Source organism: Bacillus sp. B1-b2 (assembly GCF_009183415.1).
GTDB lineage: Bacteria > Bacillota > Bacilli > Bacillales > Cytobacillaceae > Niallia.
In genome coordinates this window covers 194,062-215,198 of record NZ_WEHU01000006.1, presented here as the reverse complement: position 1 = coordinate 215,198, position 21,137 = coordinate 194,062, and the positions used below count along the sequence as shown (strand labels likewise).

Below are 21,137 nucleotides of genomic sequence, written 5' to 3'. Positions count from 1 at the left end.
AAAATAAGACGTGAACAAAAGGGGGGAACCGTTAATTGAGGCAAAGAAAATATTGCGTATTCTTTTCTTTCTTTGCATCCACCTGTTCTTCACTTACCATTTCTGTATAGTCCATCCATTTATACTTTTTTATTTTACTATCAAGTATTCTACTAATGATATCCTCTGCTTCTTCCATGATAGTTACTACTTCTTGAAGTGACAAATCAAAGTGAGAGGCAGCTTGTTGATGTGGTAATTGTGTGCGAAGTAAAGTCATAAACTCTTTTTTCGTTTTAGATTGTTTAGCAAGATCTTCTTCTATATCTACAATAAACTGATATATTTTCTTCTTTTTCCTTGGCAGATTCTTCACAATGTCTCTCACAAAGATTTCCATTACCTTCTCTTTCACCACGCAAATCACCCTCTCTCTTTTTAAGTTAAATTACTCCATAAAGCGTCATTATGACATTTTATGGAGTAAAAGCTAAAAGTAAAGTATTAATTATCTTCCTTTTTATCTTTCATATTATATTTTTGAAGGAATCGATCGACTCTTCCACCTTTATCAGCGAATTTTTGTTTCCCAGTATAGAATGGGTGAGTATCAGAGCTGATCTCTATTTTAATAAGTGGATAAGTATTACCGTCCTCCCAAGTAATGGTTTCATTTGCTTTCTTTGTTGAGCCAGTGAGAAATTTAAAGCCACTGTTTGTATCCATAAATACTACTTTTTCATAGTTTGGATGTATATTTGGTTTCATGCTTTTCACCTCATAAATTATTATTGCTTTCATGATAATCGAAATCATTACGTTTTGCAAGTGTTGTGTATTTTTTGGATAGATAAAGACAAAAAGTGACAAATAATAAATTCGTATTGACGAAACTCAATAAAATACGATACTATTAATTAATAATTAAATAAGACCTCACTTTTTATGGTGGGGTAGAGGCGCGATATTTAACAGTCTTTAGTGGAGCTGGAGGAGCAATGATACTAGAGAGAAGGAAATGTCGCCGAAGTGTGTGGGATTCTCCATCTTACATGCTGGGTCTGTAGTTAAGAACTGCAGGACTGTCTCGATAAACGATTGTTTATTGAGTTGTGCTATCTCATTTGGGATAAAAAGAGAGGACTTTAAGGCTATCGCATACACAACGACCTTGAGTTTACTCAGGTCGTTTTTTGTTTTAGTAAAATAATAGAATAATAGGGGGAAATTAAAATGAGAAATAAAAAATCATTATTTATGATTTTATTAGGATTAACGATGCTTCTTTTAGCAGGTTGTGGTTCAAGTAGTAAATCAGCTTCTAGCTCTTCAGATGATGATACATTCAAAGTAGGTCTTGAAGCAGGATATGCTCCATTCAACTGGACGCAGAATGATGATTCAAACGGGGCTGTTAAAATTGACGGCTCTGCAGAATATGCTGGCGGATATGATGTGGAAATTGCGAAGAAAGTAGCAGAAGGCTTAGGGAAGAAATTAGTAATTGTAAAAACAGAGTGGGATGGATTAGTACCATCTTTAACTTCAGGCAAAATCGATGCAATCATTGCAGGTATGTCACCAACTGCTGAAAGAAAAGAAACAATTGATTTTACAGATAACTACTATAACTCGAATCTAGTTATGGTTGTAAAAAAAGGTAGTGAATTTGAAAATGCTACTTCTATTCAAGACTTTAAAGGAGCGAAAATTACAGCTCAGTTAAATACCTTCCATTACTCAGTAATTGACCAAATCGAAGGTGTCGATAAAAAAACGGCAATGGATAACTTCCCTGCTATGAGAGTTGCTCTTGAATCAGGAATTATCGATGGATATGTGTCAGAACGTCCTGAAGGAGTAAGTGCTTCAGCTGCAAATGATAATTATGCAATGGTGGAGTTTAAAGAAGGATTTGAAACATCAGAAGATGACACAGCAATTGCTGTTGGTCTACAAAAAGATAGTGATTTAACGGAAAAAATTAATAAGATCTTAGCAGATATTTCAGAAGAAGATCGTACAAGCATTATGGATAATGCCATAAATAACCAACCAGCAGCAGAATAAAAATCAGTGAGCCGGCTGTATTCTATATACAGTCGGTTTTATACGGTAAGTGAGGAGAAAGAATGAGTCTTGAGTGGATCATTAAAATAATTTCAGAAAACTGGCCAATGTTTCTTCGTGGTGCTGGATTAACACTACTAATTGCTCTAATTGGGACTGTTTTAGGTGCAATTATTGGTTTAATTGCTGGAGTAGTTCGTACCATACCTGAACCAGAACGAGGCGCAAAAAAAGTAACACTTAAAGTAGTGAATATTATTCTATCTATCTATATTGAATTCTTCCGTGGAACTCCAATGATTGTTCAAGCAATGGTTATTTATTATGGTTCTGCGCTAGCATTTGGTATAAACATGAATGTATTTACTGCAGCAATCATTGTAGTATCTATTAATACTGGAGCATATATGGCGGAAATTGTTCGCGGTGGTGTTGTATCCATTGATAAAGGACAATTTGAAGCGGCTCATGCAATAGGAATGAACCATCTACAAACCATGTGGAATGTAGTGCTTCCACAGGTTATTCGAAACATATTACCTGCAACAGGTAACCAATTTGTTATAAATATCAAAGATACGTCTGTATTAAATGTTATCTCTGTTACAGAATTATACTTTGTTACAAAATCGATTTCAGGTAATAACTTTAGATATTTCGAATCCTTCTTTGTAGCATGTATGATTTACTTCGTGATGACTTTCCTTGTAACAAGAGTACTTCTATATTTAGAAAAAAAATTAGATGGCTCTGACAGTTTTACACTAGTTGAAAATGAAAAAGTAAGAGGCAAATAATAATGGGAGAAGGTGAAGAGAGTATGGAAACAATCATTGATATCAGGCATCTCAACAAATCTTATGGAGCTAATGAAGTTTTAAAAGACATTAATTTTTCCGTAAATAAAGGAGAAGTTGTGTCTATCATTGGTTCTTCTGGATCCGGTAAATCAACTCTTCTTCGATGCATAAATCTTTTAGAAAAACCAAGCGGCGGACAAATTCTTTATCATGGTGAGAATATAGTAGATGAAAAGTTAGATGTAGCGAACTACCGAAAGCATCTCGGTATGGTTTTCCAACAATTTAACTTATTCAATAACCATAATGTGCTGAACAACTGTATAGTAGGGCAAGTTAAGGTACTAAAGCGCTCAAAGTCTGAATCAGAGGAAGTAGCAATGAAATACTTAAAAGTTGTAGGAATGGATAAGTATATCAATGCTAAGCCAAAGCAACTATCTGGTGGTCAGAAGCAGCGCGTAGCCATTGCTAGAGCTCTTTCCATGGAACCAGATGTGATGTTATTTGATGAACCTACATCAGCACTTGATCCTGAAATGGTAGGAGAAGTATTAAAAGTCATGAAAGACCTTGCACATTCAGGTCTAACTATGATCATTGTTACACATGAAATGGAATTTGCTAAAGAGGTTTCAGATAAAGTCGTATTCATGGATAAGGGAGTTATTGCCGAAGAAGGTAGCCCAGACGAAATCTTCCATAACCCTAAACAAGAACGTACAAAAGAATTCTTGAAACGTACATTAAAATAGAAAATAAAGACCTTCTGAATGGTAGAAGGTCTTTATTTCGTATTAAGAAGCCTTCTTCTTAAATAAGCTTTTCTTTTCCTTATGAGAGGATAAGAAAGAAGCCCATGCAGTAGAGCGCTTTTGTTGCGGAATAGATTGCATTGCTTCAGTGGTAAGAAGCGAGAAAAGTATACCAGTGCCTATCCCAGGAATTAATTGTAAAAGACAAATGAGAATAATAGAATTCATGAGAGGTACACATAAGCAATAGATACCTAATAATAAAAAACTTATATAAATCCATTGCTTCTTAGTAAGCAGCTCAAGGAATTTAGTGGAGGCAAGCTTAGCAAAGGAAACAGCAGAAAGCATATAAATGATGGAGGAATAGCCAATGACCATATTGGTAGCACCAAGCTCTTGAATCACTTGGTTGGTAAACGACAGGGTTATAGACCTTTGCACACCCTGCTGTACAGAATATAGAATTAGATTTTTATCTTTCAACCACATATAGTAACTCGACCACACGTAGCTTTTGGGTGCCTGAAGATGAGATTTTGTTGGTCGAAGAAAGCCGGCAAGTATACAGTCCATAAGCCCTTCTACTAAACTAAATCCGCAAATAGGCATTATACCAACCATAACTTTATTATAATTAGCAAGTGAATTAGAAGATACACATTTTAACCTTGTAAAATAAATTATTAGTATGCAATGAAAGAATATGGAATGGAAGTCAAGTCATGGATTACTTTACGTGTCTCTGACTGACCATATCGCTTTTGTTACTAGTCATTTTCGCGAGGGAAAATAACAAATACCACCTAAGATTAGAATCTTAGGTGGTATTTGTATGATATTCAAACTTTGGTGGTATATGGTATTTATAGTTGAATCAAGGAGCATATTTTAGAAGAACTTTCCCTTAAATTTAGAGAAGGTTATATCTTTCTTTAAAAAATCTTTAAAATATATGGATAAAATTGGAGCGTAGATTAAGCAAATAGAGAAGGTAACAAGATCATTATATTTGCTTAAGAGACTTTAACAGAGGAGGGATAATTAGAACAAATTCTATATCTATGTATTATTTTAAAAGAAAGAATTGAAAGGGTGGAAATGGATATGTATTTTAAAAAAGAAGGAAAAAAATTATCTGGAAATATGAAAAAAGGATTGGTGGTTGCAGCAGCCTTGCTAGTAATTGGTACTTCTACTAGCGTTTTAGCAGCGCAAAACACAGACTATATCTCGATGTTTTTTAATAACAAAGGAGCTAGCAGTTTAGCCAATAACACAACAAATAATCAAGTAGCTATTCAATCGGGCATAAAAATGAAAATAGAAGATAGCATCAGTGGTGGAAAGAGCTCTATTATCATTGTTTCCTTCGAGAAAGCAGATGGAAGTACGTTTCCAAAGGATGCTTTCATTCTAAATTTGGAAGTAGAGACAAAAAAAGATGTTAGCTATATGGTTGAACAACGAGTAGCAGAAGATGGTAAGAAGCTAATTGCTATGTTTGATGTTGATACAACAATCAGCTTGGATGGAGAGAAGGTTACAGTTAAGGCGGATGCTATTGTAGAAGAGAAAACAAACGAAACAATTGCCAAAGGTCCATTTACAAATAAATTCATAGCTCAAGAGAACGCTAAGAATATAAATGTTGATCTAACAATTTCAAATCAAAAGGAAGAACTAGCACTTAAGCAGGTATATGTATCTACTATTGGGATTGGAATTGAAGGTAAACGCTTAGATGGAAATACAGAATATTTACCAAAGAAAAATCCTAAAGTGAAGGTAATTACAAAAGATGATAAAGTGATTGAGTTAAGTTTAAGCTCCACAAGTACAACCGATCTTGGTTTTAAATTCCAATATAGTTTAGACCAAGATGGAGATAGAATTTTCTTAGATAAAAACAATATAAAAACAATCGAAATTGATAATCAATCAGTAATGGTTCCATAAATAGCTAGGTAGGCTAATTATTCATGTTTATGAAAACACGAATGGATCAATAAAAGTTATAATGCTCTTATTGACAAACTATCTTACTCCTACTAAAATAAAACAATATTTAAAACTTAATAACTAGAAAGCTATGATTGCTATGGATCACACTATAGCAGGAGCAGCTTCTGGAGAGACCGTGGGAATTCACGGCGCCGAAGGGTTCACAATCTCAGGCAAAAGGACAGAAGAGTATCAAATTTTTATTTAGTATGTGTATATGCCTTTTATGCGCCTAAATATAGTATTTTATTCTTCTTATGAACGAACGAGAGAGATTGGTGAAAATTGCCAATCTCTCTTTTTTATTCAGCACATGTATATTGCATCAAGATTTGTAGGAGGAGTAGTTATGGCAAAACAGGAGTTAAAAAGGGATCTATCTAATCGTCATGTCCAACTAATTGCTATTGGGGGTACAATTGGTACTGGTTTGTTCCTAGGATCAGGAAAAGCAATACAGCTTGCAGGTCCATCTATTATTCTTGCTTACTTAATAGTGGGAATTGCTTTGTTCTTTGTTATGCGATCACTAGGAGAATTAATGCTATCTAAAGCAGGTTATCAGTCATTTACAGATATTGCTGAGGATTATTTAGGACCTAGGGTAGCATTTATCACTGGATGGACATATTGGTTCTGTTGGATTATGACTGCTATGGCAGATGTTATAGCTGTTGGAGTGTATGTCCAATATTGGTTTAATATACCTCAGTGGATTCCTGCTATTATTTGTTTAATTATCTTATTAGGATTGAATCTATTAACTGTAAAACTCTTTGGAGAGCTTGAGTTTTGGTTTGCTTTAATTAAAGTAATCACCATACTTGCTCTAATAGTGTTAGGGGTAATATTACTAGTAATAGGCTACAATACAGATGCTGGTCCCGTAGCTCTTAGTAATTTATGGATACATGGTGGACTATTCCCAAATGGAATATCTGGTTTCTTGCTTTCTTTCCAAATGGTTATATTTGCTTATGTAGGAGTAGAATTAATTGGTGTTTCGGCTGCTGAAACATCTAATCCACAAAAGAATATTCCCTCTGCTATTAATAAGATTCCATTAAGGATCCTATTTTTCTATGTTGGAGCACTAATCATTTTGTTAAGTATTAATCCATGGACAGATCTAAGTGCAACAGAAAGTCCATTTGTAAGAACGTTTAGTTTGGTAGGTATTCCACTTGCTGCGGGTATTATAAATTTTGTAGTTTTAACTTCAGCCGCATCAGCATGTAACAGTGGAATGTTTTCAACAAGTCGAATTCTCTTTAATTTAAGTAATAATAAACAAGCACCAGATAGTCTAAGAAAATTAAATAAAAACGCGGTGCCGAGTAATGCTCTCTTTGTATCAACGATTGTCGTTTCAGTAGGAGCTCTTTTAAGTAAACTGATTCCTGAACAAGCCTTTAGTATTGTTACAACCGTTAGTGCCATCTGCTTTATATGGGTTTGGGGTGTTATTCTTATTAGTCATATCAAATATAAGAAAACACAACCGAATTTACAGGCTAAATCTAACTTTAAGGCACCTTTGACTCCGTTTATGAACTATGCAGTATTAACGTTATTTGCTTTTATTCTTATTATAATGCTTATTGCGGATGCAACTCGCCCTGCACTTCTTTTAACACCATTGTGGTTTATTCTACTTTTCGCTTTTTATAAAAGAAAAAGACCATCTTGATTTGTGTGATGACAAAAAGCAAGCTTTCATCGAAATGATGATGTGCTTGCTTTTTAATATATAAGAATAGACCTTTTTTACTAAAGGATAACTTACTAGAAAGCTAGAAATATCCTTATAGGTTAAATTTCAAACAAGGTGGCGATTAAATGGGAAATACCCCAGCATTAACTTTACCAAAGGAATTAGAGAGTTACAGAGAAGCAATTGAAACTACCTTAAAACCAGTAGTGAGAGTCTCTGTTAAAAAGGAAAAAACAGCTCTACACCAAAGTAAATTCGCAGGTAATCCCTATATGCCCAAAACGATGCCTGCTCCAAGAGATACTGATAACAAACCAATGAAATTATTAGCACAGTTAAATTTTGCAGAGATACCTCAGCTAGAACACATGCCACAGCAAGGTATTATACAATTTTATATATCTGCTGAAGATGATGTAATGGGATTAGACTTTGATAATCTAACAAATCAGGCTAATTTCAAGGTAATTTATCACGCTATTGTAGAAAAAGATGAATCCTTATTAGTAACAGACTTTTCTTACATGGATGACCTAGACATATCTTATTTTCCTATACAAGAAGAATTGTCCCTGGCCTTTCATCTTGAATATGAGCCTGTCACCGTTAATGATTACAAAAATGGAGAACTATTAGGTGAAACAGTTGATTTATCTGTCATGATAAAAGATGGCGAAAGGGAATATGAATTGTGGGAGCTATATTCTGATACATTTTTAGGTGAAGGGCATAAGATGGGTGGGTATCCCTATTTTACGCAGAGTGATCCTAGAGAATATGATAAGAGCTATGAAAATCATGATACGATCCTCCTTCAAATAGACAGCGACTCTGACAATGGAATTATGTGGGGAGATTGTGGGATTGCAAATTTCTTCATTACAAGAGAAAATCTGAGAAAGTTAGATTTTTCAAATGTCATGTATACATGGGACTGCTGTTAGAAGGAATTTTAATGTATAGACAGTTGATATGTTGTATTAGAAGACAGGTAGCTTGTGTATTATCTGTCTTCCTGTGAAGTCACTATGTATAAGGGGGTATGAATTATGGGAAAAGGGAGCCTATCTCATTTCAGCGACGGTAGACTATATCCAAAAGTAACTGCTTATTACTTTAGAGAATGGAACGGTTTTCATATGCCATCTCACTCACATGCCGCTATTGAAATTATGTATGTAATATCAGGTGAATGTCTTGTGGAAGTAAAAAAAGAAAAGCTTAACTTGAAGAAGAGTCAGTTTATCTTAATTGATAGTCAAATACCACACAAATTAATCGTTAACAAAGATCAACCTTGTAGAATGCTAAATATTGAGTTTATTCTAACAGAGATGCAACGAACATTTCCTACTTTATATGAGCTTGCACAGGAAAATGAAGAGCTACATGAGTTACTTACAAATAAGCAGTCTTACTATTTATTGAGAGATAGGAATGAAGTATTTCAGTCTTTGAGAAATTTAGTGCTAGAGCTCGACAAGCGATGGAATAAGGATAAGGATAATTACTTAATGGTTCATATTTTAATCTCGCAACTACTTGTTCTTATTGCTAGAAATCTATTAGAAACCAAACAAGATTCCAATCAACAAACGGGTATTTACTTAAAAAAAGTAATGGAATATCTTCATGAAAACTATGACTATGAAATAAAAATGGATCATCTATCTGCTATTACTCACCTCCATCCTAACTACCTACACCGCATCTTTAAAGAATCAACGGGTTGTACCATTATCGATTATTTAACGAAAATAAGAATAGAGAAGGCAAAAATGCTCATTACTCAAACCGATATTCCTATTACGAAAATATCAAGCTTTGTTGGAATGAACAGCAGTCAATACTTTAGTAAAGTATTTAAAAAGTACACAGGTACAACACCTACTGCACTCAGAAGAGCAAGTACATACGCAAAAGGAATGTGGACTAAATAGAGAGAAGTAGGTGAGAATAGTACACAAAAACAACTAAAATAGATTAGATTTTTTAAAGCGCTTACAAAATTAAGGTGCTACTATAAGTGTTACAAGGAGGTTGTTAATATGACGTTCAAAGTAACATTTATTGGTGCCGGTAGTATCGGTTTTACAAGAGGATTATTACGAGATTTACTTTCTGTACCCGAGTTCAGAAATATGAAAGTTTCTTTTACGGATATTAGTCAGGATAACTTGGATATGGTGACACAACTTTGTCAGCGCGACATTGATGAAAATGGATTATCTATTAACATTCACTCTACTACCAACCGAAGAGAAGCATTAGAGGGAGCTAAATATGTTTTTAATGTGGTTCGAATTGGTGGACTAGAGGCGTTCAAAAAGGATATTGAAATTCCATTGAAATACGGCGTAGACCAATGTGTCGGTGATACATTAAGTGCTGGTGGTATTATGTATGGCCAGCGCGGAATTGCTACAATGTTAGAAATTTGCAAAGATATTCGTGAGGTAGCAAAAGAGGACTGCCTGCTATTAAACTATGCAAATCCAATGGCAATGCTAACGTGGGCTTGTAATACATATGGCGGTGTAAGAACCATTGGATTATGCCATGGAGTGCAGGGTGGCCACAGACAAATTGCTGAAGTTCTGGGGAAAGAGAAAGAAGAAATTGATATTATCTGTGCAGGTATCAATCATCAAACCTGGTATATCAAAGTAGCATACAAAGGCAGGGATATGACTGGAGAACTATTGTCTGCATTTGAAAATCATCATGAATATAGTAAAACAGAAAAAGTAAGGATTGATATGCTAAAGAGGTTTGGATATTACAGTACTGAGTCTAACGGACACTTGAGTGAATATGTTCCTTGGTACCGAAAAAGACCAGAAGAAATTAAGGAATGGATTGATCTAGGATCATGGATTAATGGAGAAACAGGTGGGTATTTACGCGTTTGTACAGAGGGGAGAACATGGTTTCAAACGGATTTTCCAAACTGGATGAAGGACCCCGCCTTTGAATATAAGCAAGAGAATAGAAGTGAAGAGCATGGCTCTTATATTTTGGAAGCGCTTGAAACAGGTAGAGTTTATAGAGGCCATTTTAATGTTGTGAATAATGGTGTTATTACTAATCTACCAGATGATGCTGTTATTGAAGCTCCAGGGTATGTAGATAGAAATGGCATTAATATGCCGGTAGTAGGTAACTTACCACTTGGGTGTGCTGCAGTGTGTAATGTGAGTATTTCTGTACAACGCTTGGCGGTGGAAGCAGCCATAACGGGTGACGATCAATTATTACGTCAAGCCATGATGATGGATCCACTTGTTGGTGCTGTTTGTAACCCAAAGGAAATCTGGCAAATGGTAGATGAATTATTAGTAGGGTTAGAAGAATGGTTACCTCAATATACAGATGCTATTGCTGAGGCTAAGGTTAGGCTTCAAACAGGTACACTACTTCCGACCAAAGATTATCGAGGTGCTGCAAGGTTAGAAGTGAAAACGGTAGAAGAAATGGAAAGAGACCGGGATGCTGCGAATAAAAATGCGGGAGAAGCAGATAAAGCAAAAGAGCGCCCTGCGAGCCAATTAAATAGTTAATATTATTTAAAAGATTATATACAGCCGACTGGTACTGTTATCTCTGTTATCCCTGTATTAATTGTTTATATTGTGGCACAGCGTCATATTATAGAAGGAATTTCTATAACTGGGATGAAGGGGTAAAAATATATTTGCCAATTGTTTAAAAAGGGCGTACATCATATAGATGACGCTCTTTTTCTTTTTAACATTATTCAATATAGTAAAAAAGTTTAAGTATAGAAATAGGTGTTATAGAAACAACAAAAAGTATAATAGAAACACAATAGAGTAGAATGAAATACTATTTTCATATAAAGAAATTTGAATTTACAATAAAAAAAGAGAAAAAGTAGTTTGACATCTAAAAAAATAACCGATATAGTAAGTAAGCAATATTTATATTTATCTGAATTTTTATAAAAGAAAGTTTATTGGAGGTTTAACTTATGGAACAGCGACAACAGTGGGGGTCCAGGTATGGTTTTATATTAGCAGCTGTTGGATCGGCAATTGGTTTAGGAAATATTTGGAGATTTCCAGCAGTTGCTTATGAAAATGGAGGAGGAGCATTTTTCCTACCATATTTATTTGCTATCTTAACAGCAGGTATTCCAATACTGATCTTAGAATTCACAATTGGACAGAAATTTCGTGGTTCAGCACCACTTTCCTTATTCCGTCTAAATAAGAAAGCAGAATGGCTTGGTTGGTGGCAATTATTAATAGCATTTGTTATTTGTACTTATTATTCCGTTATTGTTGCATGGGCTATTAAATATACAATCTATTCATTCGGTACTAAGTGGGGAACAGACCCTGGCAGTTTCTTTAATAATGATGTTCTAAAAATAGCTGATACACCTGGAACAATTGGTGGATTAGTACCTGGCATTATTATTCCACTACTTTTTGTATGGGTCGTTACTTTATTTGTTTTATATCGCGGAGTTGCTAAAGGTATTGAAAAATTGAATAAAATTTTTCTACCAGTACTTATAGTTATGTTTTTAGCAATTGTGATTCGTGCTTTAACACTTGATGGAGCAGCAACAGGATTAGATGCTTTCTTCAAGCCAAACTGGGATATGCTTTTTGATGGAAAAGTATGGATTGCTGCATATGGTCAGATTTTCTTCTCTTTATCCATTGGATTTGCGATTATGATCACTTATTCTAGCTATCTACCAAAAAAATCAGATATCAATAACAATGCATTTATCACAGCATTTTCTAACTCAGGATTTGAGTTATTAGCAGGTATTGGAGTTTTTGCAGCTCTAGGATTTATGGCAAATCAACAGGGAGTTGCTGTAGAAGATGTAGTCTCAGGTGGAATTGGACTGGCATTTGTTGTTTTCCCTAGTATCATCAATGAATTCCCAGGATTAAATGGACTGTTTGGTGTACTATTCTTCCTTTCTCTTGTGTTTGCAGGTATGACATCTCTTATTTCTATTGTAGAGACATTTATTTCTGGTATTCAAGATAAGTTTAATGTATCAAGAACGAAAGCAGTATTAACGAGCGGTTTAGTGGCAACAGCAGTTTCCTTAATATACGCAACTAATGGCGGACTATATATACTAGATGTTGTCGATTATTTCATTAATAACTTTGGAATCGTTACAGCAGGGCTAGTTGAGGTTATCCTAATTGCTTGGTTCTTTAAAGGCTTAAAAGGCTTGCAGTCACATACAAACGAACTTTCTGATATACGTATTGGTGCTTGGTGGAGATTCTGCTTAAGTGTTGTAACACCAATCGTACTTGGTTATATGATGTTTGATAACATTCGTCAAAATATAGAGGAGAATTATGGGGGCTATCCGACTAAATTAATCTTCTTTGCAGGTATTCTTGTAGTAATAGCAAGTATCATTATTGGTGTTCTTCTATCCTTGAAGAAATGGAAATCAAATGCAGCTTTAGAAAACGAAAGAGAGGTTTCTTAACATGTCAGCAAGTGCGATAACAATGATGGTTGCTGGAATGGTTATTCTTTGGGGTGGCTTAGCAGCAAGTATCTTTAATGTAGTGAGAGTTTCTAGGAAAGCTAAATAATAAGGAAAAGGGTTGGGCAACTAGGAGTGCTCAATCCTTTTTTTGTATAAAAGAGAATAACTCTCCCTTGGTTTTTGTTAACAACCTGTAAACATTTTATTCAACGATTTCTATTCTATTTTATGTTAAAATATAGGAATAATACACTGGTCAAATGTAAAAGGCAGGAATTCAAATGAAGATAAAGATACATATTGTTGTTCCATACGAAGCAATGATTCCTGTTATTCAGGAATGCATTCCTCTATTTCCTAAACTAGATATTAGCTATTCACAGGGAGATTTAGAGGAAGGAGTTAAGAAGGCTATTGAAGCAGAGAGAAATGGAATAGATATTCTTATAAGCAGGGGTGGTACAGCTCAATTAATGAAGAAGAATGTTCGTATCCCTGTTTTGGATATGCATCTTTCTGGATATGATATGATTCGGTCGCTTTCTTTGGCAACTAATTTGGAGAAAAAGACAGCAATTGTAGGTTTCTCAAATATTACCTCAGGAGCTCAAGCTATTATAGATTTATTAGAGCTTCCTTTACAGGTATTCACTATATCCGACCAACAAGAGGTAGCTCCATTAATTTTAGAGTTGCAAAAAGCTGGTTATGAGCAAATTGTGGGAGATGTGATTACACTAAGAACATCAATAGTTTATGGTCTTAAGGGTTTTTTAATTCAATCAGGTAAAGAATCCATTATGGCTTCCCTCGAAGATGCTGAAAATCTTTTTCGTTATATGAAAGAAAAAAATAATCTTGTGAAGGTTTTAGAGCAATTTATTGTCAAAGATAATCAAAATATAATGGTGATAGATGGACAAAATAAAATTATTTATGAGCACTGGGAAGATATACCGTCTAATCCTTTGACAGAAGAACATTTATATATAGTAAACACAAATCTAGAAATGAACCAAGATAAGACGATTAAAAATTTTATTTACAATGATCAGATGTTAAATGTAATTGGCCATTGTATTCAATTAGACGAACAGTCTTATAAGTTTATTGTGATGGAAAAAAATACATCGCCTTTTAATGAGCAACAAGGGCTTAGTATAGAGACAGAAGCATTAAGTGAACCAATTGCGGACACGTCTGATGCGATTAAAAAAATACTTAAGCATATAGAAACATTATATAGAAGTAATCAGATCATTCTTTTAGAAGGAAAAAAAGGAACTAGTAAGGCCTTTATTGCTCATCATATTCATCAAAAATATACAACTGGCGGCTTGCTTGTAACTATTAACTTCAAGGAGTTTGAGCTAGAGTATTTGGATAGTTTGCCACTACAAAGAATACAGACAATTAAGTTGTTAAATACAGAATTTGTGAAAGATCAGGATAGGTTCTCTCTCTTTTTAAAAGAATGTCAAAAACATCAGGTTCGCTTATTCATACTTTCTGAAAATGGGTTTGTCCCTGAACTTATTCCAGGATTAAAGCTTACAAAAATTATTATGCCAAATCTGTTGGAAAGAACCGAAGATATTCGAACATTAGCCCAATATTTCCTTGGCTACTACAATCAGAAATATGGAACAACTGCTGTGAAAATTAGCAATGAAGCATTTCAATTTTTAGAGAATTATACTTATCCAAATCAGATTGATGACTTGAAAAATCTAATCAAGCAAGTTGCCCTGAATTCAAAGGAGTATGTTATTCAAAAGGAAACAATTGAAAAAACTATCACAAACGAACAATTTCCATCTATTGAGATTTTTCAAAAAGGTACTCTTAAAGATATGGAAAAGGAAATCATTAAACTAGTATTAAAGGAAGAAAATAATAATCAAACAAAAGCAGCAGAACGGTTGGGTATCAATCGTGCAACCTTATGGCGTAAGCTTAAAGATTAATCTTTAAGCTTACGCCATTTTTTTAAGGGTAAGCTAAACTAGACTTAGATTAATTCATAATGATAGGAATGAATGAAGTGTTGCATAATTAAACGATTTTTTATTAATTCTAATTTTTTTTTAGGAAAAGTGTTGCTTTTGTAAACGGTTTATTTTAATATAATAAATGTAAACGGTTTACTTTAGAAAACATGTTACTTTTTTATACAATCCTAAGGGGGAAAACAAAATGAGAATTAAAGCAACTTTAGATAAAATTCCTGGTGGAATGATGGTTGTTCCATTGCTATTAGCAGCGACAATTAATACATTTTTCCCAGATGCATTAAGAATTGGAGGATTTACTGAATCCTTATTTGTAACCGGTGCCAATACGTTAATTGCTCTCTTTCTATTCATTGCAGGTTCACAAATTAGTGTAAAAAATGTAGGTGTATCACTTGGTAAAGGGGCATCACTACTAGCATTAAAATGGGTAGTAGGAGCTGCTGTTGGTTTAATTGCTTATTTGTTAGCAGATAGTAATGGTTTATTCATAGGAATGGCACCACTTGCTATTATTGCAGCTATGACAAATAGTAATGGTGGCATGTATATGGCAATTGTAGGTCAATATGGAAAAGAAGATGATAAAGCAGCATATTCTCTATTAGCTTTAAATGATGGACCATTCTTAACAATGGTGGCACTATCCATTTTTGGAACAATGGGATTTGTAGATGGTATGTTTTCAGCTCAATCCTTCATTGCAGTACTTCTACCTATCGTAATCGGTATGGTTTTAGGTAACTTAGATTCAGAGTTAAAGGCATTCTTAACAAAAGGTAGCGATATGCTTATTCCATTCTTTGCTTTCGCATTAGGTATGGGAATTAACTTCTCCGCTATTATTGATGGTGGGTTAGCTGGTATTTTGTTAGGAGTGATTACAGTTGTTTTCACGGGAGGAACAGGCTACTTATTATTTAAATGGATTGGCTGGAATCCACTTGTTGGTGCAGCAGAAGGTACAACGGCAGGTAATGCTGTAGCAACCCCAGCAGCAATTGTGGCTGCAAATGCATCTTTTGCAGAATTTGCAGATATAGCAACTGTGCAAATTGCAGCAAGTGTTGTAACGACTGCAATCCTGCTCCCAATTGCCATCGGATTCTTAGCAAAACGATTAGAGAAAAAAAGCAAATTAGTTCAATCATAATCCATTACAGGCTATTATGAGTAAAGAGAATAAGCAAAGAAGGCGCCATTTGCTTAAACAGGCGCCTTGGTGCTTATTATGGGGAGGATAACAAAATGAAATTAGCAATCATTGCAGACGATTTAACGGGTGCTAATGATAGCGGAGTTCAACTAGCACAACATGGTCTAAAAACCTCCGTATTATTTGATATAGATAAAGAGTCTATTTATAATTATGAAGCAATTATTTTTGATACAGACAGTCGTTCTATTAATCGAGAAGAAGCCTATCAAAAGGTGAAAGAGGCTACCATATTCTTAAAGGAAGCGGGTATACCCTATATTTTTAAGAAAATAGATTCTACGATGCGAGGAAATATTGGTGCAGAAATTGATGCAGTCTATGACGTAGTTAAACCAGACTTTATGATGATTGCACCAGGATATCCAAAGAATAATCGTACAATCTTACATTCTTCTCATTATTTAAAGGGAGTTCCGTTAGCTGAAACGGAAATATCGAGAGATCCCAAGACGCCTGTTACCATTTCCTTTTTACCTGAACTTCTCCAAAAACAAACAGACAGGAAAATTGGAGCAATCACAATTGATGATTTGGAGCAAGGTGTAACAAGAATTCAAGAAAAGTTAAATGATTATTATAAACAAAATATTGCTTATATTATTGTCGATTCAACAGAGGAAAAGCATTTAGAGAAAATTCTAACTGTCACCAAGCAGCTATCTTATCAATTCTCATGGGTAGGTTCAGCAGGTATCGCAAATTATCTTCCAGCCTACTATGATATACCGGAACAGAAGCATAAATTGGCTATTCCTAAAAACGCTGGTCCTATTCTTACAGTGGTAGGAAGCGTGAATAAAAACTCAAGAGCACAGTTAAAGCTATTGTTAGAAAAGACAAATGTATATCCCATTGCATTTGAATCCTATAAATCTGTTTCAGATGATGAGGAACGTGCAAATGAAATTAGAAGAGTCTATAACCATGCAATGGAAAAGGCAGAACAAGGGCTAGATGTTGTTATTTATTCAACTGGAGAAGCTAGTGATATTGAAAAAGCTTGGAAAATTGGAGAAGCTAAAGGTTTAACACATACAGAGATTAGTAATGAAATTGTAAAAGCTATTGGCTCTGTATGCTCCGTTCTTTTAGAAAAAGATTACTTTAAAGGTGTTTCCATGACAGGTGGAGACACAGCAAAACAAATATGCCATCATTGGGATGTTAAAGGCTTTGAATTATTCGATGAATTGGAAATAGGTGTTCCTATTTCAAAGTTTTTTGGAAATGAAAATTTGTATGTCATAACAAAGGCTGGTGGATTTGGAACACCAGAAGTATTTATTAATGCCATTCATAAACTAAAGGGGGAGCTATTATGATAAAACCAGTGATTGGAATTACAATGGGAGATGCAGCGGGGATTGGGCCGGAAATTATTGTCAAAGCCCTTGCGCATGAAGAGGTATATCAAATTTGCCGTCCTGTTGTTATTGGGGATGCAAAAATATTAGAACGTGTAAAACCTATAGTTGAATCAAATGCGAACATAAACATAATTAATAATCCAGCAGATGGTATATATGAATATGGAACAATCGATGTGATTGACCTAGACCTCTTACCGATAGATTTACCTTATGGAGAAGTTTCGTCAATTGCTGGAGATGCAGCCTTTCAATTTATTGCAAAATCTATTGAGCTTGCAAAGGATGGGAAAATCGACTCTATTTGTACTGCACCTTTGAATAAAGAGGCTTTGCATAAGGGCGGTCACATGTACCCAGGACATACAGAAATTTTGGCTGATCTAACAGATACAGAAGATTTTTCTATGATGCTAACTACACCTAATTTAAAGGTAATTCACTTAACAACACATATGGGTTTAATTGATGCTATTAATAGCATCAACCCAGAAAGAACCTATAAAGTGGTTAAATTAGCTCATGAGACACTTTCACGAGCAGGTTTTGATAACCCGCGCATCGCGGTTTGTGGAATAAATCCACATGCAGGAGAAAATGGCTTATTCGGCTATGGGGAAGAAGAGGAAAAATTACAGCCAGGTATTGAACAAGCACAAGCGGAAGGAATCAATGTAGCAGGACCACTACCTGCTGATACTCTTTTCTTTCGAGCAGGAAGAGGAGACTTTGATATTGTAGTAGCTTGCTATCACGACCAAGGTCATGCTCCGATTAAAGTAATGGGGATTGAAGATGGTGTAAACATCACCGTTGGACTGAAGGGTGGAATCATTCGTACATCTGTTGACCACGGAACAGCCTTTGATATTGCAGGGAAAAATATTGCCGCTGAACAAAGCATGCTAGCTGCCATTCATTCAGCTATTGAATTGGCACCGAAGAAATAGCTGAGTCAAATGAGTATTTAATCTCACTAGAAATAAATTCATCATTAGTTTCTAAAAGAATAGTAAACAAGCTGAGACAGATGTTTTAAACACCTGTCTCTCTTTTTATTTGCTCCATATTTCCCCTCTTAAATAAAAAATAAAATTTTATAATAAAATATATTTCTACTTGCTTCTCACGTAACGTAAGGTTTTAAGATATAGATAGAATATTAATTGGAGGGATTGTTTATGAAAGAAAGATATTCGATTGGGGAATTTTCCAAGAAGACAGCTACTACCATTCGTACTTTACGCTATTATGATGAAATGAATTTATTAAAGCCCTCGTATGTAACTGAAAAGGGTAGACGCTTTTATACTAATAAAGATTTCATATCTTTACAAAAAATTATAACATTAAAGTTTTTAGGCTATTCTTTAGAACAAATTAAAGAATTTTTTCAGAAAGAAACCTGGAACCTTAAGGATACCCTTTCCTTTCAGAAAAAAGAGATGGTTCATAAGAAGGAACAAATTGAAAATGTAATAAAGGCATTAGATCATGCTATACATGCATTAGAGGATCATAATGAAGTAGAACCTTCTATTTTTATTTCTCTTATTCATTCCATACAAATGGATGAGGAACAAAAGGAATGGCTAAAAGGCTTTATGGGAGAAGACCGTATAGAAGACATATATAATGTTTCTGAGACAAAGCAACTAGAAGTAGATAAAAAGTGGATAGAAATATCCATCGAACTAAAAGGCCTTCGGGAGTTAGAACCAGATAATGAAAGAGTTCAAGAACTTATTGAAGAAATGATGCTATTAATAAAAGAACTTACAGGTGATGACCTTGCCTTCGTGCAGGAAATATCCAAAAAAGCAGATGAAATAAAAGATGACCAATGGCTAATAGCTTCTCCTTTTTCAGAAGAAGAAGAAGAATGGCTTGCTGATGCTTTAGATATTTATCTAAACAGGAAAGGCGTGGAATTATCCGATGGCAATGAAACAAAAGGATCCTTCTAGTGCTAAACGTATAAAAGAATTTTGGTTATTAATAAAAACATCGAGGCCACCAGTTAAATTAGTTTGTTTGGCTATTATTCTAAGTTTGGTGGAGACTGTTGCTGGACTTATTGTACCTCTCTTAACAAAGTCCATGGTTGATCAGTTATCTCATTCGGCTATTGATCCATCTATTATCATCTTATTAGGGGTTGCCTTTATTGTAGAATCAACTTCTTCTGGATTTTCCTACTATTATATGAACCATGTAGGGGAATACATTGTAGCATCCATCCGAAAAAGGCTTTGGCAACATGTTCTTCAATCACCTATTCCCTTTTTTGATCAGTATGAATCAGGAGATACAATGAGTCGTATAACACAAGATACAGACACCATTAAATCTTTGATCACACAACATTTGACCACATTTATTACTGGATTAGTTACTATTATAGGATCTATTGTCATTCTTTTATTTATTGATTGGAAGATGACATTAATCATGTTGGTCGCAGTTCCAATTGCTATAGCAATCATCCTGCCACTAGGACATAAAATTTTGAAAATCTCACAGCTCACACAAGATGAAATGGCAAAGTTTTCTGCAAATCTTGGAAGAGTCCTTGTGGATATTCGCCTTGTTAAGGCGTTTACTGCAGAGAAAAAGGAAAGAATAAAGGGAAATGAACGTATTGACCAGTTGTTTCATTATGGACTAAAAGAAGCAAGAATTCTTGCTGTTATTACACCTATCATGTCATTTATCATGATGTTAGTACTTGTTCTATTAATTGGATATGGTGGTGTACAGGTGGCTTCTGGTGCTTTATCAGCAGGTTCTCTTGTAGCCATTATCATTTACATGTTTCAAATTGTAGTTCCCTTTAGTCAAATGGCTAATTTTTTTTCCGCCTTTCAAAAGGCATTAGGAGGAGCTGAAAGGGTGCAATATATCTTGTCCCTTAATAAGGAGCCAAGGGATGGAACCAGTCAAGATTATAATACATCCCAAGATATTCACTTTCACCATGTTGACTTTGGATATAAAGAGGAAAGGCTCATTCTGAATAATATAACATTATTTATTCCTTCTGGAAAAACAACGGCATTTGTTGGTCCAAGTGGGAGTGGGAAAACAACGTTATTCTCTTTATTGGAAAGATTCTATACACCTAATGCTGGAGATATTTTGCTGGGAGATAGGAGTATTCAGCAATTTCAATTGAGAAGTTGGCGTAGTCAATTAAGTTATGTCTCTCAAGATAGTCCATTAATGTCAGGAACTATTCGAGATAATATTATTTATGGAATGGAAAGAGAAGTTTCAGATAAAGAAATAGAAGTAGCGGCAGAACTTGCCCATGCTTTAGAGTTTGTATCTAGGCTTCCACAAGGATTTGATACAGAGGTGGGAGAGCGAGGAATTAAGTTATCGGGTGGACAAAGACAAAGAATCTCCATCGCACGAGCTTTAATACGTGATCCGAAAATTCTCTTATTAGATGAAGCAACCTCCAATTTAGATAGTGCTTCAGAGCAACTTGTTCAAAAAGCTCTGGAACATTTGATGAAAGGTAGAACTACATTGGTCATTGCACACCGAATATCTACTATTGTAGAAGCAGATCAGATTGTTATTCTAGATGGGGGAACTATTACTGGTGTTGGTACACATCACGAATTAATGGATAATCACGAATTGTATAGAAAGCTCGCTATGCAACAGCTTCAGAAAAAGGGAAATGAAAATAGACTATAAGGGTCTAGG

19 protein-coding genes and 2 riboswitches are annotated in these 21,137 nt (G+C 34.8%); of the genes, 16 read left to right on the top strand and 3 right to left on the bottom strand.

Annotated features, from left to right (window positions below):
- Nucleotides 1–31 precede the first annotated feature (31 nt).
- Together F9279_RS08185 and F9279_RS08180 are read right to left on the bottom strand one after the other, a co-directional pair.
- Nucleotides 32–394 carry a hypothetical protein gene (locus F9279_RS08185; RefSeq protein WP_193224512.1) on the bottom strand — a complete coding sequence of 121 codons (363 nt, stop codon included), beginning with the start codon at nucleotides 392–394 and terminating at the stop codon, nucleotides 32–34.
- 89 nt (nucleotides 395–483) lie between these two features.
- The gene (locus F9279_RS08180) at nucleotides 484–747 is read right to left on the bottom strand and encodes a type B 50S ribosomal protein L31 (RefSeq protein WP_152112305.1); all 264 of its coding nucleotides are present in this window, start codon (nucleotides 745–747) and stop codon (nucleotides 484–486) included.
- A 178-nt stretch (nucleotides 748–925) separates the two neighbouring features.
- Nucleotides 926–1,105: riboswitch (Lysine riboswitch) on the top strand.
- Between the two features lie 107 nt (nucleotides 1,106–1,212).
- On the opposite strand from F9279_RS08180, the gene F9279_RS08175 reads away from it, so the two are divergent.
- The 3 genes from F9279_RS08175 to F9279_RS08165 all read left to right on the top strand — a co-directional run bounded on the left by F9279_RS08175 (nucleotide 1,213) and on the right by F9279_RS08165 (nucleotide 3,604).
- Nucleotides 1,213–2,049, top strand: coding sequence for a transporter substrate-binding domain-containing protein (locus F9279_RS08175; protein ID WP_152112304.1), 837 nt, complete (start codon nucleotides 1,213–1,215; stop codon nucleotides 2,047–2,049).
- Nucleotides 2,050–2,111: 62 nt separating this feature from the next.
- Nucleotides 2,112–2,846, top strand: a complete 735-nt coding sequence (locus tag F9279_RS08170) for an amino acid ABC transporter permease (RefSeq protein WP_152112303.1) — start codon at nucleotides 2,112–2,114, stop codon at nucleotides 2,844–2,846.
- A 23-nt stretch (nucleotides 2,847–2,869) separates the two neighbouring features.
- Nucleotides 2,870–3,604, top strand: coding sequence for an amino acid ABC transporter ATP-binding protein (locus F9279_RS08165; protein WP_152112331.1), 735 nt, complete (start codon nucleotides 2,870–2,872; stop codon nucleotides 3,602–3,604).
- Between the two features lie 42 nt (nucleotides 3,605–3,646).
- On the opposite strand, the gene F9279_RS08160 is transcribed toward F9279_RS08165, so the two are convergent.
- Entirely contained in the window at nucleotides 3,647–4,090 is a 444-nt protein-coding gene (locus tag F9279_RS08160) for a hypothetical protein (RefSeq protein ID WP_226793362.1), read from the bottom strand.
- Between the two features lie 621 nt (nucleotides 4,091–4,711).
- Between F9279_RS08160 and F9279_RS08155 the strand changes: the two genes are divergently transcribed.
- The 13 genes from F9279_RS08155 to F9279_RS08090 all read left to right on the top strand — a co-directional run bounded on the left by F9279_RS08155 (nucleotide 4,712) and on the right by F9279_RS08090 (nucleotide 21,128).
- A complete protein-coding gene (locus F9279_RS08155; protein ID WP_152112301.1) occupies nucleotides 4,712–5,563 on the top strand; it encodes a hypothetical protein in 852 nt (283 codons plus the stop codon).
- Nucleotides 5,564–5,723: 160 nt separating this feature from the next.
- A riboswitch (glycine riboswitch) is annotated at nucleotides 5,724–5,803 on the top strand.
- 154 nt (nucleotides 5,804–5,957) lie between these two features.
- Nucleotides 5,958–7,298, top strand: coding sequence for an amino acid permease (locus F9279_RS08150; RefSeq protein WP_152112300.1), 1,341 nt, complete (start codon nucleotides 5,958–5,960; stop codon nucleotides 7,296–7,298).
- Between the two features lie 149 nt (nucleotides 7,299–7,447).
- Complete coding sequence (locus tag F9279_RS08145; RefSeq protein ID WP_152112299.1) at nucleotides 7,448–8,266, top strand: YwqG family protein; 819 nt, start codon at nucleotides 7,448–7,450, stop codon at nucleotides 8,264–8,266.
- A 105-nt stretch (nucleotides 8,267–8,371) separates the two neighbouring features.
- The gene (locus F9279_RS08140; protein WP_152112298.1) at nucleotides 8,372–9,262 is read left to right on the top strand and encodes a helix-turn-helix domain-containing protein; all 891 of its coding nucleotides are present in this window, start codon (nucleotides 8,372–8,374) and stop codon (nucleotides 9,260–9,262) included.
- 108 nt (nucleotides 9,263–9,370) lie between these two features.
- A complete protein-coding gene (locus F9279_RS08135) occupies nucleotides 9,371–10,882 on the top strand; it encodes an alpha-glucosidase/alpha-galactosidase (RefSeq protein WP_152112297.1) in 1,512 nt (503 codons plus the stop codon).
- A 431-nt stretch (nucleotides 10,883–11,313) separates the two neighbouring features.
- Nucleotides 11,314–12,819, top strand: a complete 1,506-nt coding sequence (locus F9279_RS08125) for a sodium-dependent transporter (protein WP_152112296.1) — start codon at nucleotides 11,314–11,316, stop codon at nucleotides 12,817–12,819.
- Between the two features lies 1 nt (nucleotide 12,820).
- Nucleotides 12,821–12,928 carry a methionine/alanine import family NSS transporter small subunit gene (locus tag F9279_RS08120; RefSeq protein WP_152112295.1) on the top strand — a complete coding sequence of 36 codons (108 nt, stop codon included), beginning with the start codon at nucleotides 12,821–12,823 and terminating at the stop codon, nucleotides 12,926–12,928.
- Nucleotides 12,929–13,103: 175 nt separating this feature from the next.
- Nucleotides 13,104–14,789 (top strand): sigma-54-dependent transcriptional regulator, encoded by a 1,686-nt coding sequence (locus F9279_RS08115; RefSeq protein WP_152112294.1) that lies wholly within the window; start codon nucleotides 13,104–13,106, stop codon nucleotides 14,787–14,789.
- Between the two features lie 229 nt (nucleotides 14,790–15,018).
- On the top strand, nucleotides 15,019–15,987 hold the full coding sequence (locus F9279_RS08110) for a 2-keto-3-deoxygluconate permease (protein ID WP_152112293.1): 969 nt from the start codon (nucleotides 15,019–15,021) through the stop codon (nucleotides 15,985–15,987).
- A 95-nt stretch (nucleotides 15,988–16,082) separates the two neighbouring features.
- Complete coding sequence (locus tag F9279_RS08105; protein WP_152112292.1) at nucleotides 16,083–17,375, top strand: four-carbon acid sugar kinase family protein; 1,293 nt, start codon at nucleotides 16,083–16,085, stop codon at nucleotides 17,373–17,375.
- Nucleotides 17,375–18,370: a 4-hydroxythreonine-4-phosphate dehydrogenase PdxA gene (pdxA, locus tag F9279_RS08100; RefSeq protein WP_152112330.1), complete on the top strand. Its 996-nt coding sequence runs from the start codon at nucleotides 17,375–17,377 to the stop codon at nucleotides 18,368–18,370. Before F9279_RS08105 ends, pdxA begins: the two co-directional genes overlap by 1 nt.
- A gap of 231 nt (nucleotides 18,371–18,601) precedes the next feature.
- A complete protein-coding gene (locus F9279_RS08095) occupies nucleotides 18,602–19,387 on the top strand; it encodes a MerR family transcriptional regulator (RefSeq protein WP_152112291.1) in 786 nt (261 codons plus the stop codon).
- The gene (locus tag F9279_RS08090; protein WP_152112329.1) at nucleotides 19,365–21,128 is read left to right on the top strand and encodes an ABC transporter ATP-binding protein; all 1,764 of its coding nucleotides are present in this window, start codon (nucleotides 19,365–19,367) and stop codon (nucleotides 21,126–21,128) included. Before F9279_RS08095 ends, F9279_RS08090 begins: the two co-directional genes overlap by 23 nt.
- Nucleotides 21,129–21,137: the final 9 nt, after the last annotated feature.

What these genes read in the sequence shown, in the direction of transcription:
- F9279_RS08180 (WP_152112305.1), bottom strand. Translation starts at nt 747, where the DNA reads ATGAAACCAAATATACATCCAAACTATGAAAAAGTAGTATTTATGGAT.
- F9279_RS08175 (WP_152112304.1), top strand. Translation starts at nt 1,213, where the DNA reads ATGAGAAATAAAAAATCATTATTTATGATTTTATTAGGATTAACGATG.
- F9279_RS08170 (WP_152112303.1), top strand. Translation starts at nt 2,112, where the DNA reads ATGAGTCTTGAGTGGATCATTAAAATAATTTCAGAAAACTGGCCAATG.
- F9279_RS08165 (WP_152112331.1), top strand. Translation starts at nt 2,870, where the DNA reads ATGGAAACAATCATTGATATCAGGCATCTCAACAAATCTTATGGAGCT.
- F9279_RS08155 (WP_152112301.1), top strand. Translation starts at nt 4,712, where the DNA reads ATGTATTTTAAAAAAGAAGGAAAAAAATTATCTGGAAATATGAAAAAA.
- F9279_RS08150 (WP_152112300.1), top strand. Translation starts at nt 5,958, where the DNA reads ATGGCAAAACAGGAGTTAAAAAGGGATCTATCTAATCGTCATGTCCAA.
- F9279_RS08145 (WP_152112299.1), top strand. Translation starts at nt 7,448, where the DNA reads ATGGGAAATACCCCAGCATTAACTTTACCAAAGGAATTAGAGAGTTAC.
- F9279_RS08140 (WP_152112298.1), top strand. Translation starts at nt 8,372, where the DNA reads ATGGGAAAAGGGAGCCTATCTCATTTCAGCGACGGTAGACTATATCCA.
- F9279_RS08135 (WP_152112297.1), top strand. Translation starts at nt 9,371, where the DNA reads ATGACGTTCAAAGTAACATTTATTGGTGCCGGTAGTATCGGTTTTACA.
- F9279_RS08125 (WP_152112296.1), top strand. Translation starts at nt 11,314, where the DNA reads ATGGAACAGCGACAACAGTGGGGGTCCAGGTATGGTTTTATATTAGCA.
- F9279_RS08120 (WP_152112295.1), top strand. Translation starts at nt 12,821, where the DNA reads ATGTCAGCAAGTGCGATAACAATGATGGTTGCTGGAATGGTTATTCTT.
- F9279_RS08115 (WP_152112294.1), top strand. Translation starts at nt 13,104, where the DNA reads ATGAAGATAAAGATACATATTGTTGTTCCATACGAAGCAATGATTCCT.
- F9279_RS08110 (WP_152112293.1), top strand. Translation starts at nt 15,019, where the DNA reads ATGAGAATTAAAGCAACTTTAGATAAAATTCCTGGTGGAATGATGGTT.
- F9279_RS08105 (WP_152112292.1), top strand. Translation starts at nt 16,083, where the DNA reads ATGAAATTAGCAATCATTGCAGACGATTTAACGGGTGCTAATGATAGC.
- F9279_RS08095 (WP_152112291.1), top strand. Translation starts at nt 18,602, where the DNA reads ATGAAAGAAAGATATTCGATTGGGGAATTTTCCAAGAAGACAGCTACT.
- F9279_RS08090 (WP_152112329.1), top strand. Translation starts at nt 19,365, where the DNA reads ATGAAACAAAAGGATCCTTCTAGTGCTAAACGTATAAAAGAATTTTGG.